General features: G+C 62.1%; 14 protein-coding genes. 6 read left to right on the top strand and 8 right to left on the bottom strand.

Going from position 1 to position 15232, the window contains the following annotated elements; all coding sequences use genetic code 11:
• Window positions 1–930, bottom strand: coding sequence for an AraC family transcriptional regulator (locus C8K66_RS07025; RefSeq protein ID WP_046382231.1), 930 nt, complete (start codon window positions 928–930; stop codon window positions 1–3).
• Window positions 931–1257: 327 nt separating this feature from the next.
• Here C8K66_RS07025 and C8K66_RS07020 point away from each other — a divergent pair, with 327 nt between their 5' ends.
• Both C8K66_RS07020 and C8K66_RS07015 read left to right on the top strand, forming a co-directional pair.
• Window positions 1258–1599, top strand: coding sequence for an antibiotic biosynthesis monooxygenase family protein (locus tag C8K66_RS07020; RefSeq protein WP_046382232.1), 342 nt, complete (start codon window positions 1258–1260; stop codon window positions 1597–1599).
• Between the two features lie 41 nt (window positions 1600–1640).
• A complete protein-coding gene (locus C8K66_RS07015) occupies window positions 1641–1886 on the top strand; it encodes a hypothetical protein (RefSeq protein ID WP_017846087.1) in 246 nt (81 codons plus the stop codon).
• A 159-nt stretch (window positions 1887–2045) separates the two neighbouring features.
• On the opposite strand, the gene C8K66_RS07010 is transcribed toward C8K66_RS07015, so the two are convergent.
• Window positions 2046–2678 carry a flavin reductase family protein gene (locus C8K66_RS07010; RefSeq protein WP_046382233.1) on the bottom strand — a complete coding sequence of 211 codons (633 nt, stop codon included), beginning with the start codon at window positions 2676–2678 and terminating at the stop codon, window positions 2046–2048.
• Window positions 2679–2871: 193 nt separating this feature from the next.
• Here C8K66_RS07010 and C8K66_RS07005 point away from each other — a divergent pair, with 193 nt between their 5' ends.
• Window positions 2872–3627, top strand: a complete 756-nt coding sequence (locus C8K66_RS07005; RefSeq protein ID WP_057004542.1) for a hypothetical protein — start codon at window positions 2872–2874, stop codon at window positions 3625–3627.
• Between the two features lie 116 nt (window positions 3628–3743).
• Here C8K66_RS07005 and C8K66_RS07000 read toward each other — a convergent pair whose 3' ends face one another.
• The 4 genes from C8K66_RS07000 to C8K66_RS06985 form a co-directional block, all read right to left on the bottom strand.
• Complete coding sequence (locus C8K66_RS07000) at window positions 3744–5063, bottom strand: MFS transporter (protein ID WP_046382234.1); 1320 nt, start codon at window positions 5061–5063, stop codon at window positions 3744–3746.
• A 216-nt stretch (window positions 5064–5279) separates the two neighbouring features.
• Window positions 5280–6605, bottom strand: a complete 1326-nt coding sequence (locus C8K66_RS06995; protein ID WP_017846084.1) for a sigma-54 dependent transcriptional regulator — start codon at window positions 6603–6605, stop codon at window positions 5280–5282.
• Window positions 6599–8365, bottom strand: a complete 1767-nt coding sequence (locus tag C8K66_RS06990) for an ATP-binding protein (protein ID WP_108524490.1) — start codon at window positions 8363–8365, stop codon at window positions 6599–6601. Before C8K66_RS06990 ends, C8K66_RS06995 begins: the two co-directional genes overlap by 7 nt.
• A gap of 105 nt (window positions 8366–8470) precedes the next feature.
• Window positions 8471–9994, bottom strand: a complete 1524-nt coding sequence (locus C8K66_RS06985) for a fumarate hydratase (protein WP_017846082.1) — start codon at window positions 9992–9994, stop codon at window positions 8471–8473.
• A gap of 217 nt (window positions 9995–10211) precedes the next feature.
• Here C8K66_RS06985 and C8K66_RS06980 point away from each other — a divergent pair, with 217 nt between their 5' ends.
• Window positions 10212–11156 (top strand): iron-sulfur-binding ferredoxin reductase, encoded by a 945-nt coding sequence (locus C8K66_RS06980; protein WP_108524489.1) that lies wholly within the window; start codon window positions 10212–10214, stop codon window positions 11154–11156.
• A 92-nt stretch (window positions 11157–11248) separates the two neighbouring features.
• Here C8K66_RS06980 and pyk read toward each other — a convergent pair whose 3' ends face one another.
• On the bottom strand, window positions 11249–12700 hold the full coding sequence (pyk, locus tag C8K66_RS06975; protein WP_079444600.1) for a pyruvate kinase: 1452 nt from the start codon (window positions 12698–12700) through the stop codon (window positions 11249–11251).
• Window positions 12701–12872: 172 nt separating this feature from the next.
• Here pyk and C8K66_RS06970 point away from each other — a divergent pair, with 172 nt between their 5' ends.
• Together C8K66_RS06970 and C8K66_RS06965 are read left to right on the top strand one after the other, a co-directional pair.
• Window positions 12873–13247 carry a tol-pal system YbgF family protein gene (locus C8K66_RS06970; RefSeq protein WP_017139782.1) on the top strand — a complete coding sequence of 125 codons (375 nt, stop codon included), beginning with the start codon at window positions 12873–12875 and terminating at the stop codon, window positions 13245–13247.
• Between the two features lie 227 nt (window positions 13248–13474).
• Window positions 13475–13834, top strand: coding sequence for a PilZ domain-containing protein (locus C8K66_RS06965; protein WP_046385190.1), 360 nt, complete (start codon window positions 13475–13477; stop codon window positions 13832–13834).
• A gap of 60 nt (window positions 13835–13894) precedes the next feature.
• Here the strand turns inward: C8K66_RS06965 and C8K66_RS06960 are convergent, their stop codons facing one another.
• Complete coding sequence (locus C8K66_RS06960; RefSeq protein WP_108524488.1) at window positions 13895–15226, bottom strand: DUF58 domain-containing protein; 1332 nt, start codon at window positions 15224–15226, stop codon at window positions 13895–13897.
• Window positions 15227–15232 lie beyond the last annotated feature (6 nt).

Raw genomic sequence — 15232 nt, 5'->3', positions numbered from 1 at the left:
TCACACGCTCTGACGCAACCTGGCCAAATCCCGCAGCGGCGGCGCACCAAACAGCCGGCTGTATTCGCGGCTGAACTGCGACGGGCTTTCATACCCCACCCGATACCCCGCCGCGGAGGCTTCCAGACCTTCGGCAAGCATCAGCCGCCGCGCCTCCTGCAAGCGCAACTGCTTCTGGTATTGCAGCGGGCTCATCGCGGTGATGGCCTTGAAGCGGTGGTGCAAGGTCGAGACGCTCAGGTTCACTTCCCTGGCCAGGTCATCGATGCGCAGCGGTTGTTCGTAGTTGCCATTGAGCCATTTGATCGCCTGGCTGACCCGATGACTCTGACTGTTGGCTACGGCAATTTCATACAGCCGATAGCCCTGCGGCCCACGTAACAAGCGGTAGAGAATTTCACGGCTGATCAACGGCGCCAGCATCGCAATGTCTTTGGGCGAATCGAGCAAGCGCGTCAAGCGCAGTACGGCGTCGAGCAGTTGGTTGTCGAGGCGGTCGACGTACATCCCACGCGCAGTCGGGCGCGATGGCACGCCCATCGGTCCGGCTTCTGCGATCAGGGCGGTGAGCTGCGCCGGGTCGATGTTGATGCGGATCGACAGGTTAGGGTCTTGCGCGGTGGCATCGATGATCCGCCCGGCCACGGGCATCGACACCGAAAACACCAGGTAATTGAGCGGGTCATAGGCGAAGATTTCATCGGCCAGGCGCACTTCCTTGCGGCCATTGGCCAGGATGCACAAGGCGGGCTCCACCAGCACCGGGCTGAAGTCGCGCGGGGTGTTGTGGCGGTTCAGGAACAGTGACGTGATCGCCGTACCGTAGGAGCCGTCTTCCCAGGTATGCCGACGCACGATGCTGGCCAGTTCGGCGCGCTGTTTTTCCATCTCGGCATCGAGGGGCACGGGCTTAGGTTCGGGCGACGACATAGGGCGTCCTCTGCAGGCTTCTTTGATGGGCTCAGCTTAGCGGTGGCGGTGCAAACCGTGTTATGTCGATTCTGCTCGATCCTTGCCTGATCCTGCGAAGCTGCGTGAATCAGGCAAGCGCGGCGGTTGTCACGTCCCTGAAACAAGGCGTTTGCCGGTGGAATAAAACCGGCGGGCAATCGTCCTGTCTACGCTTTTCGCAGGATTGTGCAATAAGCCGGCAGGAATCGACTAACCGCGCCTCGACCCGCGCCGTTATCTTTGATCCTGTGGCAACACACCCTCACAGTGTTTGCCGAGCATCACTTCTCAACGGGAGAGTCGAACATGTCCACCCCCATTCCCGCGAGCCATATGGCCTTTATCCGCGCCCGTAGCGGCTGCAGCACCGAACTCGGTGCTCGTTTGAGCAGTTTGATCGAACCGGGCCGTCAGGCTCAGGGTTGCCTGCAATTTTCGTTGCAGCATTCCCAGGTCGACCCCGATGTCTGGCTGGTCTCGGGCCTCTGGAGCAGCGAGCAGGCGATGAGTGCCTACTTCAACTCGCCAGCCCTGATGATCTTCACCGAGCTGTTGAACGACGCAGTCGTTCGCAGCATGGATTTCCAGACCTTCACCGATGCATCCGCCGCCAGTGCTTACGGCGAGTACCTGCAACTCGCCGGTTAGGGTTTAGAATGGCCGACTTTCCATTGGCCAGGACCTGCAACATGGCACGTAAACAATTTGCCCACCACGAAGCCGTTTCCGCCGTAGTACCGGGCGAAGGGGGCTACAGCGCCGCCGTCGCCGTCAAGGCACTCGATGGCATGGGCGCACCGCAGTTTCACAAGATCCTGGATGGACAGAAGTTCAAGACGGCATCCGATGCCGATGATGCGGCGACGCTGCACCTTGAGTTGTTGACCGACGTCGACGCAGAAGGTCAGTTGACCTGGGCGACTGCCACAAACTAACGCACGCCGCTGATCTAATGTGGGAGGGGGCTTGCCCCCGATGGAGGTGTGTCAGTCAGCCTATCTGTAGCTGAAACACTGCTATCGGGGGCAAGCCCCCTCCCACATTTTTATTGCATTGCATTGCATTGCATTGCATTGCATTGCATTGCATTGCAGTCAGGCTTGGGTGACGCCTGGGCGATACATTTTGAACAGCGCCTCGGGGCCCAGTTGGAAGTAATCCGCCGGGCCGCCGCCACGCAGGATCGGCTCGGCGGCGGCGGTGTCGTAGATCCCATCCTTGAGCAGCCACTTGGCAATATGCACCGCGACCACCTCGCCCAGCACCAGCCAGCTGGGTACCAGCACATGGTCGGCACGCTGCAGCTGAATGATCTGCGTGACCTTGCACTCGAACGCCACCGGGCTCTCGCCCACCCGCGGCACGCCGACGATCTTCGAGGCCACCGGCGTCAGGCCGGACAACTCGAACTCATTCACCTGCGGCGGCACGGCGGCACAGCTCTGGTTCATCTGCTCGGCCAACGGACGGGTGGCCAGGTTCCACACAAACTCGCCGGTCTGTTCGATGTTGTTCAGGCTGTCTTTGCGCCCGACACTGGAAAACCCAATGATCGGCGGAATGTAGTTGAACGCATTGAAGAAACTGTAGGGCGCCAGGTTCAGGTGGCCCTCACTGTCGTGGGACGAAATCCAACCGATCGGTCGCGGGCCGACGATGGCGTTGAACGGGTCATGGGGCAGGCCGTGGCCCTTGGCGGGTTCGTAGTAGTAGCTGTCGTCAGACATGGCTGGGGTTCCTGCTGCGCTTCTCTGGGAGGCCGTCATAGTGCAAGCCATGGCGGCGAATTTCCATCGACCCTATGGAATTTTCATTCAGCGCCCACCTATTTTTCACAGCGTCCCGTTCAGTCTGCGCGCGCGGTCGACACCCCCTATAAGTCGGCCCATTGATAGATTGAGCTTCGGAGCCTTCCACTGCATGAACAAACTTCCTCAGATCACCCTGGCGTTCTGGGTCATGAAAATCTGCGCAACCACCCTGGGCGAAACCGCCGGGGATTTGCTGTCGATGACCCTTAACGTCGGTTACGCCATCAGCTCGATGATCCTGATCAGCGTGTTCCTGGTCACCCTGGTGACGCAACTCTGGTCGAAAGCCTACAACCCGGTGCTGTACTGGATCGTGATCCTGTCCACCAGCACCGCCGGCACCACCATGTCCGACTTCATGGACCGCAGCCTCGGCCTGGGCTACGCCACGGGGTCGATGATCCTGATCGTGATCCTGATGATCATCTTCGCGTTATGGCACCTCAGCGGTGATTCGCTGAACGTGAACAAGGTGCAGACCTTTCGCGGCGAGTTGTTCTACTGGATGGCGATCCTGTTCTCCAACACCTTGGGCACCGCCCTCGGCGACTTCCTTGCCGACGATTCCGGGCTCGGCTTCGCTGGTGGCGCGTTGTTGATCGGCTCGACCATCGCAGTGGTGGTGGCGCTCAAGTACTTCACACGGATCTCGTCGGTGTTGCTGTTCTGGGTGGCGTTCGTGTTGACCCGGCCGTTTGGTGCGACCCTGGGCGACTTCCTGACCAAGCCCCATGCCAAGGGCGGGCTGGACTTCGGCACCATCGGTTCGTCGGCGGTGTTGGCGGCGGTGCTGGTGGTGATGATTATCGGGGCGTCGTATGCGCAGCGGCGCTATGTGCGGCGCGAAGTGGCAGAGTTGTCCTGATTCCACATGTGAGAGGGGGCTTGCTCCCGATGGCGGTGGGTCAGCTTGAGACAAGTTGACTGATACACCGCGATCGGGAGCAAGCCCCCTCCCACATTCGTGACTGCGTTCGGCGGTTAGTTCGTGGTGATCCGCGAGTGCTTGCGGGTGTCTTTCATGGTCACGTAGACCACCAACGACACCGCGATACATGCGGTCACGTACCAGTAGTAGCCGGTTTCCATGCCGATGCTCTTGAACCACAGCGCGATGTATTCAGCGGTGCCGCCGAAGATCGATACGGTCAGCGCATACGGCAGGCCCACGCCCAGCGCGCGGATTTCGGTGGGGAACAGCTCAGCCTTCACCACCGCGTTGATCGAGGTGTAGCCGCTGACGATGATCAGCGCCGCCATGATCAGGAAGAACGCGCCCCACCAGGTCTGGATGGTGTGCAAGGTGGTCAGGATCGGCACGGTGAACAGCGTGCCGAGGATGCCGAAGGCGATCAGGATCGGACGGCGGCCGACTTTGTCCGACAGCGCGCCGACCAGGGGTTGCAGGCACATGAACAGAAACAGCGTCGCCGCCGAGATGGTGGTGGAGTCGGAAATGCTCATGCCGACGGTGTTCACCAGGTACTTCTGCATGTAGGTGGTGTAGGTGTAGAAGGCCAAGGTGCCGCCCATGGTCAGGCCGACCACGGTCATCAGTTCCTTGGGGTGGCGCATCAAGGTACGCATTGCGCTTTCCTTGGCTTTTTCCTTCTTGGTGAACGACTCGGTTTCTTCCATGCCGCGACGCAGGTACAGCGCGACCACTGCACACAGGGCGCCGATGGCGAACGGGATACGCCAGCCCCAATCGTATAGTTGCTCGGTGGTGAGCACTTGTTGCAGCACGATCAGCACCGCCAGGGCTATGAGCTGGCCGGAGATCAGGGTCACGTACTGGAAGCTGGAGAAGAAACCGCGACGCTCCTTGGTCGCCATTTCACTCAGGTAAGTGGCCGAGGTGCCGTATTCGCCACCCACCGACAAGCCTTGCAGCAGACGGGCGAACACCAGCAGGATCGGTGCGCCGACGCCGATGGTTTCATAACCCGGGCTCAGGGCGATGATCAGCGAGCCGAAGCACATCAGCAGCACCGAGGCCATCAACGCGGCCTTGCGACCGGCACGGTCGGCATACAGGCCCATCAGCCAGCCGCCGATCGGGCGCATCAGGAAGCCCACGGCGAAGATCGCAGCGGTGTTGAGCAGTTGGGCGGTGGTGTCGCCTTTCGGGAAGAAGGCTTTGGCGAAGTACAGCGAGAACGCCGCGTAGACGTACCAGTCGTACCACTCGACCATGTTGCCGACCGATCCGCTGAAGATCGATTTGATGCGGCTGGTGGTGGTGCGTTCTTTCGCCGGCGCAGCCGCCGACCCCAGAGGCAAAGTATTGGAGTTATCCATTGAAGGAACCTTCAGATAGTTGTTTTTATGGAGCGTGCCTGAGCACAGCCTGACTGGGGCTATAGCAGGAGCTGTGCCAGGTGGGGGAAGGCCCGATCTAGAAGGGTTTGCAGCTTTTTTTGAGCGGAAAGCCGCCGATGGTTCTGGGGTGGGTGAGCGGAAATCCGCTTATGGCGTGCCTGCGATGGCGTCTTTGAAAACACCACAAAGAACGCCCTAGAGAAACATCTCGCGCACCAACCCATGCCGCTGCATTTTCTCGTTGAAGGTGCGCCGGGGCAGTTGCAGCTCGGCCAGTACCGCCTTGATATCGCCTTTGTGTCGGGTCAGTGCGGCTTTCAGGCAGTGGGCCTCGAAGGCTTCCTGTTGCGCCGCCAATGATTGCCCGGCCTCGATGCCTTCGGGCTCCGGTTCGCCCAGCCCCAGCACCTGGCGTTCGGCGACGTTGGCCAGTTCGCGCACGTTGCCCGGCCAGTCATGGCTGAGCAGGCGCCCCAGTTGCGCGCCACTCAGCGGTTCAACGCTGCGGCCCAGGCGTTCGGCGGCGCTTTGCGCAAAGTGATCGAACAGCAGCGGTATATCTTCACGGCGCTCGCGCAGGGGCGGCAGGCGCAGTTGTGCGACGTTCAGCCGATAGGCCAGGTCTTCGCGAAAACGTCCGGCGCGGGCTTCTTCCAACAGGTCCGGTTTGGTCGCAGCGATGATGCGCAGATCGACGTGGATGCTCTGATTGGAGCCCAGGCGCTCTAACTTCTGCTCCTGCAACACCCGCAGCAATTTGACTTGCTGGGCCAGGGGCATGCTTTCGATTTCATCCAGAAACAGCGTGCCGCCGTGGGCGTATTCCAGCTTGCCGATACGCTTACCCTGAGCCCCCGTAAACGCGCCGCTCTCGTGGCCGAACAGCTCGGCTTCAAACAGCTGCTCGGGGATTGCCGCGCAATTGAGCGCGACAAAGGCTTTCTTCGCCCGCGGGCCGAAGTCGTGCAGGCAGCGGGCGACCAGTTCCTTGCCGCTGCCGGTCTCGCCGCGGATCAGCACATTGACCGGCAACGTCGCCAGGTCGAGCACCTGGCGGCGCAGGTTCTGCATGCTGCGGGACACGCCCAGCAGGCTGTTTTCCAGTTGTGTCCGATGATCGGCTTGTTGATGCAGGCGGCGGTTTTCCAGGATCAGCCCACGTTTATCGAGGGCGCGACGCAGGCTGTTGAGCAGGGCTTCGGGGCTGAAGGGTTTTTCCAGGAAGTCGTAGGCCCCGTCGCGCATCGCCTCGACGGCCATCGGCACATCGCCATGGCCGGTCAGCAGGATCACCGGTAAGTCGGCGTCGCGCCGCCGCACTTCGGCCAGCAGTTCCAGGCCGCTGAGGCCGGGCATACGCACGTCGCTCAACACCACCCCGGGAAAGTCCTTGGGCAGTTGCGCCAGGCAGGCCTCGGCGCGACTGAACAATTGCACGTCAAATCCCGACAGGCTCAACCATTGCTCAACGGCTGTGCGAATGCTGGCTTCGTCATCGACCACAATCACCGCATTCAGCATAGCTCCGGCGTCTCCAGCGCGATAGGCAGGGTCAGGGTAAACACCGCGCCGTCGCCACGGTTAGCGACGCACAGGCGTCCACCCAGTTCATGCACGATAGCGTAGGACACCGCCAGCCCCAAGCCGAGTCCATCACCCACGGGCTTGGTGGTGAAGAACGGGTCGAACACGCTGTTCAGGTGTTCTTCGGCGATGCCGCCGCCGCTGTCGCTGACGGTCAGTTGCCACAGTTGCTCATCGGCGTGCAGGCGGATTTCCAGGCGTTTGCGCGGCTTGTTGGCCATGGCGTCGAGGGCATTGCGCAACAGGTTGATCAGTACCTGTTCCAGGCGGATCGCGTCGCCACGGACCCAGGCGGGGCGGGTCAGGTCCAGCACGGTGCCGATGCCTTCATCGCGCAGGCGTGCGTCGAGCAGTTGCAGGGCCTGGTCGACCACACTGGCCAGGTCCAGGCGCTCGCGCAGGCCGCTGGGGCTTTTGCGGGCGAAGGTCTTGAGGTGGCCGGTCAGCGCGGCCATGCGGGTGAGCATGTCGTCCAGTGGTGTGAGCGCCTTGTAGGCATCTTCCACGCGGCCATGGTCGAGCAGCAGGCGCAGGGTCGCCAATTGCATGCGCTGCGCGGTCAGCGGCTGGTTGATTTCATGGGCGAGGGCGGCAGACATCTGCCCCAGCGCCGCCAGCTTGGCCGATTGCACCAAACCATCCTGGGCCGTGCGCAGGGCCTGGGTGCGCTCCTCGACAAGCTGTTCGAGCTCTTCGCGGCTGCGCTGGCGCATGCGGGCCAGGCGCCAGCGCTGGGTCAGGAACAGCACCAGGAACACCAGCGCCAGCCATGAACCGGCGGCGGCGAGGCCGGCGTTGCGTTGGTCTTCGAAGGCGAACTGGGGTTTGCGCAGCAGGTGCAAGGTCCAGCCTTCGCCCTTCAGCGGCAGGGATTCCCAGATGTACCGGGCGTTGCCGTCGGGGCCGTTGACGCGCATCAGGTGGCTGTTTTCGTCGAAACGCTGCAGGGTCTGGGTCTCCAGCGATTGCAGCTGTTTCTTGTCGTACTGGCGGGTGGCCGTGAGTTCGGCGAGGTCGCTGGCCGACAGCGGGCGCAGGTTGCGATAACGCCAGCCCGGCTGGTTGGCAATAAACACAATGCCGCGCGCATCGCTGACCAGCAGCAGGTCGTTGCCCTGGGCCCATTCGCGCTCGAGTTCGGGGAACTCCAGTTTGACCACCATCGCGCCGAGGAACTGCTCGTGTTCATCGAGCACCGCGCTGGATAGGAAATACCCCGGCACGCCGGTGGTCACCCCAACCGCATAAAAGCGCCCGGTGCCGTGGCTCAGGGTCTGCCTGAAATATGGCCGGAACGCATAATTGTGCCCGACGTAACTGCTCGGCAGCTTCCAGTTGCTCGCGGCCACGGCCAGGCCGGTGCGGTCCATCAGTTCCAATGTGGAGGACTGCGCGGCGTTGTTGATACGTTCCAGTTTACGGTTGAGCAGGTCCTGGGTCGCGGCATCCAGCGGGCTTTTCAACGCGCTGATCATTTCCGAATCCAGTGCCAGCACGGCGGGCAGGGCGCGGTAGCGTTCGATCAGGGTGTGCAGCGAGTTGGCGTACAGCGCTAATTGCTGATTGGCACGGGCGGCATCGTCCACCAGGGCCTGGCGTTCAGCGTGGCGGGTGGCCAAGGCAGCGGCCAGCACCGCACCGGCGATGATCAACAGGGAGTAGAAGGTCAGGCGCAGGGGGCGAGGGATCGCGATCATACGGAGATGAACAGCTGCAATTAGGGGGGAGCACCATAGCATGCGCGATAAAAAAGGCGACTGGGCTGTGTAGCCGCAGTCGCCTTTATCGGTGCGAAGAAGCGCTTACTGCACTTCTACCGCCAGGCTTTCACTGATCTTTTTCTGCCAGATGGCAGGACCGGTGATGTGGACGGATTCGCCTTTGCTGTCCACCGCAACGGTGACCGGCATGTCTTTCACTTCGAACTCGTAGATCGCTTCCATGCCCAGTTCGGCGAAAGCCACCACGCGCGACTTCTTGATGGCTTGCGCCACCAGGTAAGCAGCACCGCCTACGGCCATCAGGTACACGGCCTTGTAGTCCTTGATCGCTTCGATGGCGGTCGGGCCGCGCTCGGATTTGCCGATCATGCCCAGCAGGCCGGTTTGTTCGAGGATCTGACGGGTGAACTTGTCCATCCGCGTCGCGGTGGTCGGGCCGGCAGGGCCAACCACTTCGTCGCGCACCGGATCAACCGGGCCGACGTAGTAGATGAAGCGACCCTTGAGGTCCACCGGCAGGGTTTCGCCCCTGTTCAGCATCTCGACCATGCGCTTGTGCGCCGCGTCGCGACCGGTCAGCATCTTGCCGTTGAGCAACACGGTTTCGCCCGGCTTCCAGCTCTGCACGTCTTCCGGGGTCAGGGTGTCGAGGTTGACGCGACGGGCCGACGGGCCGGCTTCCCAGACGATTTCCGGGTAGGCGTCCAGCGGTGGCGCTTCCAGCGATGCCGGGCCCGAACCGTCGAGCACGAAGTGCGCGTGACGGGTGGCGGCGCAGTTGGGGATCATGCACACCGGCAGGGAGGCGGCGTGGGTCGGGTAATCCATGATCTTCACGTCGAGCACGGTGGTCAGGCCACCCAGGCCCTGGGCGCCGATGCCCAGTTGGTTGACCTTCTCGAACAGCTCCAGGCGCATCTCTTCGATACGGTTGGAAGGGCCACGCTTTTTCAGCTCGTGGATGTCGATGGATTCCATCAACACTTCCTTGGCCATCACGGCGGCTTTCTCGGCGGTGCCGCCGATGCCGATGCCGAGCATGCCCGGTGGGCACCAGCCGGCGCCCATGGTCGGAACGGTCTTGAGCACCCAGTCGACGATCGAGTCGGACGGGTTGAGCATGGCCATTTTCGACTTGTTCTCGGAACCACCGCCCTTGGCGGCCACGTCCACTTCCACGGTGTTACCCGGGACGATGGAGTAGTGGATCACCGCCGGGGTGTTGTCCTTGGTGTTTTTACGCGCGCCCGCCGGGTCGGCGAGGATCGAAGCACGCAGGACGTTTTCCGGCAGGTTGTAGGCGCGACGCACGCCTTCGTTGATCATGTCGTCCAGGCCCATGGTGGCGCCGTCCCAGCGCACGTCCATGCCTACGCGCACGAACACGGTGACGATACCGGTGTCCTGGCAGATCGGGCGGTGGCCGGTGGCACACATGCGCGAGTTGATCAGGATCTGGGCGATGGAGTCACGGGCAGCCGGCGATTCTTCGCGCAGGTAGGCTTCGTGCATTGCCTGGATGAAGTCAACGGGGTGGTAGTAGGAAATGAATTGCAGGGCGTCAGCAACGCTCTGAATCAGGTCGTCTTGCTTGATCACGGTCATGAGTCGCGCTCCTCTATAAGGGAACATTCAATAAAGGTGGCTTCAGTGGGGTGTATCGGTCGGCTGAAACCACCTTTCCAAGGCACGCCGAGTGATGCTGGCGCGACGCTAAAAAGGCGCGGCAGTATAACCCGGCACGGTGGCCGATACACCCGACTATGGTCAAACTCTGCCGGGCGTGATTCCCTGTGTAGGCTTTTTTGATCCGAGACCTTGTATGCCTGAACTGTACGTCGGCGAACGCCACTGGTCGGTCTCCACCGGCAGCAACCTGTTGGATGCCCTGAACCAGGCCGGCGTTGCCGTGCCCTACAGTTGCCGCGCCGGCAGTTGCCATGCGTGCCTGGTGCGTTGCCGGGGCGAGGTCGAGGATCAGCAGCCCGACGCCCTCAGCCCGGCGCAACGCGAGAACGGCTGGCGCCTGGCCTGCCAGTGCCGGGTGACGGCGGACCTGCACGTCGAAGCGTTTGACCCGAGCCGTGACGGCGTGCCGGCCGCGGTGGTCGGCGTGGAGTGGTTGAGCACGCATGTGCTGCGCCTGCGTCTGCAACCGGAGCGCGGCCTGCGCTACCGGGCCGGGCAGCATCTGGTGTTGTGGGCGGGGCCGGTGGCGCGCCCGTATTCCCTGGCCAGCCTGCCCGAGGAAGATCCGTTCCTGGAGTTTCATCTCGACTGCCGTCAGCCCGGCGCGTTCAGCGATGCCGCTCGACAGTTGCGCGTCGGTGACCATCTGCGCCTGGGCGAACTGCGCGGCGGCGCTTTGCAGTACGACCCCGACTGGCAAACCCGGCCACTGTGGCTGTTGGCGTCCGGCACCGGCCTGGGCCCGTTGTGGGGCGTGTTGCGTGAGGCGTTGCGCCAGGACCACCAAGGCGCGATCCGCGTGATTCACCTGGCCCACGATGCCAGCGGTCACTACTTGGCCGAGCCCCTGGCAGCGCTGGCCGAGCGCCATCCGAACCTGACGGTGGAGCTGTGGACGGCGGCGCAGTTGACCCCGGCCTTGGCGCAACTGCGGCTGGTTTCCCGGCAAACACTGGCCTTGCTCTGCGGGCATCCGGCCAGCGTCGAGGCGTTCTCCAAGCGCTTGTTCCTGGCAGGGCTGCCGCGCAATCAACTGTTGGCTGATGTGTTCCTGTCCAGGTCGATCAGCGGGTGCTGATGACGTTTCCACAGGCAAGCCCATCACTGTGAGCCGCAAAGCAAAAAGCCCCGCCATTCACAGGGCGGGGCTTTGTTTTTTCAGCAGATCACTCAGACCATTGGGTCGCCAACGTGCAGGATCTTCATGCCGTTGGTGCCGCCGATGGTGTGGTAGCTGTCGCCCTTGGTCAGGATGACCCAGTCGCCTTTCTCCACCACGCCACGCTTGAGCAGTTCGTCGATGGCAGCCTGGCTGACTTGCTCAGGCGGCAACGACGCCGGGTCGAACGGTACGGTGTAGACACCACGGAACAACGCCGCGCGGGCCTGGGTTTCGCGGTGCGGGGAGAACGCGTAGATCGGTACCGAGGAACGGATACGCGACATGATCAACGGCGTGTAGCCACTTTCGGTCAGGGCGATGATCGCTTTGACGCCAGGGAAGTGGTTGGCGGTGTACATGGCGGCCAGGGCGATGCTCTGGTCGCAGCTTTCGAACACTTTGCCGATGCGGTGGCTGGAGGTCTTGCTGGTCGGGTGCTTTTCGGCACCGATGCAGATACGCGCCATGGCCTGGACGGCTTCCAGCGGGTACGGGCCAGCGGCACTTTCAGCCGAGAGCATCACGGCGTCGGTGTAGTCGAGCACGGCGTTGGCCACGTCGGACACTTCGGCGCGGGTCGGCATCGGGTTCTGGATCATCGACTCCATCATCTGGGTCGCCACGATCACTGCTTTATTGTGGCGGCGTGCGTGCAGGATGATTTTCTTCTGGATACCGATCAGCTCGGCATCACCGATTTCCACGCCCAGGTCGCCACGGGCAACCATCACCGCGTCGGACGCTTTGATCAGGCCGTCGAGGGTTTCGTCATCGGCCACGGCTTCGGCGCGTTCGATCTTCGCCACCAGCCAGGCAGTACCACCGGCTTCGTCGCGCAGTTTGCGCGCGTATTCCATGTCGGCAGCGTCGCGTGGGAAGGACACCGCGAGGTAGTCCACTTCCATTTCGGCGGCGAGCTTGATGTCGGCCTTGTCTTTTTCAGTCAGGGCCGGCGCCGTCAGGCCACCACCGCGACGGTTGATACCTTTGTGATCCGACAGCGGGCCGCCGATGATCACGGTGCAGTTCAGCTCAGTGACGCTGGCGGTGTCGACTCGCATGACCACGCGACCGTCGTCCAGCAGCAGTTCGTCGCCGACGCCGCAATCCTTGACCAGGTCCGGGTAGTCGATACCCACGACGTGCTGGTTGCCGTCGGTCAGCGGGTGGCTGGTGGAGAAGGTGAACGTGTCACCGATCTTCAGCTCGATCCGTTTGTCGGTGAATCTGGCGATGCGGATTTTCGGGCCTTGCAGGTCACCCAGCAATGCGACGAAGCGACCGTGTTTGGCGGCCAGGTCACGCACCAGCTTGGCGCGAGCCTTGTGCTCGTCCGGGGTGCCGTGGGAGAAGTTCAGACGGGCAACGTCCAAACCAGCCAGAATCAGCTGTTCGAGGACTTCCGGCGAGTTACTGGCCGGGCCAAGGGTGGCGACGATTTTGGTACGACGGACGGACATGCACAGACTCCTGAGTTCAAGCGCTGAGGAAGGCTACTATGCTCTTTGGTTGTAGTCATTGTTCGTTTGCACTACTTATCGGCGATTCGCTTTTCGCTCCGGTTGAATAGCTGAACAACCTTGAAGATTTTTGACGAGGGGTCGATACACTGCACAAGACAGGAGAACCCTCATGCGAATTTTGCTCATTGCTGCCCTGGCCGTCAGTGTTGTCGGCTGTACCCGCTGGTCGATGGACCACCATTTGAACAACGCCTACCGTGCGTATGGGGTTGGTGACTGCGAGCGCGTGACCCTGGAATTGTCCCAGGTCGACCGGGAAAGTCGCACCCGGCGCTATGTGCAGCCGGAGGTCTCGATGTTGCGCGGGCAGTGCCTGGAGCGACAGAAGTTGTTCGTCGACGCGGTGCAAACCTATCAGTTCATCATCAACCAGTACCCGTCCAGCGAGTACGCCTACCGGGCCCGTGCGCGTCTCGACACCCTGCAACAACTGGGGCACTACTCCGGCGCGAGCGTTGCGCAGCCACGTCCGGCGTCGTTGTGATGGTATTTGTCGTTGCGTAGCTGGCCCGTTGCCAGTCTTAGGCTATTCTTTGAATGTCCGTTTGTACAAGTTTGTGTCCAAACGGATGGAACACTTGGGATTGGCAGGCTGTAGAGTGGCAAAGCGCTAGCTGTTGTCGCACCGATCTCCAGGGAGAGCGGGGGTGTTTGGCCCGTTCCGAATCACTGGCGTGGCCAGAGTTATGGCCAATGGATGGCGATATCATCATGTTTACCGACCGACGAATTGAGCGGCATCAATTGTCTTGTTTCCTGCAAGTGTTCAACCGGCTTACGGATAAGCCCATTGGTTACTTGGGTAACGTATCCGCAGAAGGACTGATGTTGATCAGTCAATTGCCGATGATGGTCGACGTGGCGTTCGAGCTGCGCTTGAAGATTCCCACGGTCGACGGTGATTTCCAGGCAGTTGATTTCACCGCGACCTGTTTATGGAGTCACGAGGACATCAATCCCCAGCATTACGACTCGGGTTTCAGCGTGGCTGAGGCGCCTGCCGAATACGGCCAACTGATCAATGCCTTGCTGCAGTATTTCAGCTTTGACCCCTTACAGGCGTCCGCTTAGACATAGCGTGCAGTCGCCCCGGCTTGGGTGTGGCGACCCAAGCCGGGGTGTGCGCTGTTTTCACAGAACGCCGGCTTTTTTCCAGCCCAGGTAACGTGTCACCAGGGCGGCGCCCAACTCCGAGGGGCGCGTATCCAGTACCGACAACCCATGGGCGTTCAGGCGGTCATGCAGTTCGTCGCGTTGATTGAGGTAGTCGACGGTGCCGCTGTAGGCCAGCGCTTCGGGCAGGGTTTGCACCGGCGAAAGGCGCAGTTGGTCGAGTACTTCTTCGCGCAGGCTGGCGACCAGTACCCGGTGTTGCCGGCTGATGCGTTTGACCGCGGTCAGCAGTGCCTCATCGTCCTCATCCCGCAGGTTACTCACCACGATCACCAGCGCCCGGCGTTTCTGCCGAGCCAGCAACTGGTTGGCCGCGGCTTCGTAGTCGGCCGCGCGTCGCGTGGTGTCGAGGTCGTAGACGGTGTTGAGCAACAGATTCAACTGCCCGGTGCCCTTGACGGGCGCCAGGTAGCGCGGCTGGTCGCAGGCAAAGGTGCATAGGCCGACGGCATCGCCCTGGCGCAAGGCAACATAACTGAGCAGCAGGCAGGCATTGAGCGCGTGATCGAAGTGGGACAGCTCTGCGTCCTGGCTGCGCATGCGCCGACCACAATCGAGCATGAACACGATCTGCTGGTCGCGTTCGTCCTGGTATTCCCGGGCGATCGGCGTGCGTTGGCGTGCGGTGGCTTTCCAGTCGATCTGCCGCAGGCTGTCGCCCTCGCGAAACTCGCGCAGTTGATGAAACTCCAGCCCCAACCCCCGGCGCTGGCGTTGACGCACGCCCAACTGGCTCAGCCAGTTATCCACACCCAAGAGCTGCGCGCCATACAGGCGGGCGAAATCCGGATAGACCCGGGTGGCATCGCTGACCTCAATACTGCGCCGAGCGGACCACAACCCCAAGGGGCTGGGCAGGTGCAGCTCGCAGCGACTGAAACTGAAGTGCCCACGCCGCAGGGGGCGCAGCCGATAACCCAGTTCGCTGCGTTCGCCGGGGCGCAGTTCAATCGACTGCGGCATGTTTTCCAGGCTCAGGCCGTCGGGGACGTGATCGAACACCTGCACCGTCAGCGGTTGTGGGTAATCGTGTTCAAGCGTCAGGCGTACTTCGCCCCAGCGTCCCAATGCCAGGCTGCCGGGCATCTGCCGTTGTACTCGCGCGGACGGACGACGGCGCAGGCGCATCGCGTCCAATAGCGCCAGCAACAACAGCGCCAGCAGCAGACCCCAGGCCACCGAATGCAGGCTGTCGGGCACCGGGAGCTGCAACGCCTGTGCGGCGCCCAGCAATATATTCAGGCCCAGCAGCACGCCGAGCCAGATCAACAGCAGACGGGTCGGCTTCATGGATGG

The sequence above is a fragment of the Pseudomonas sp. GV105 genome, assembly GCF_003058185.1.
GTDB lineage: Bacteria > Pseudomonadota > Gammaproteobacteria > Pseudomonadales > Pseudomonadaceae > Aquipseudomonas > Aquipseudomonas veronii.
Note: the sequence above shows the minus strand (reverse complement) of the source record. Positions and strands in the feature narration are given on the sequence as shown.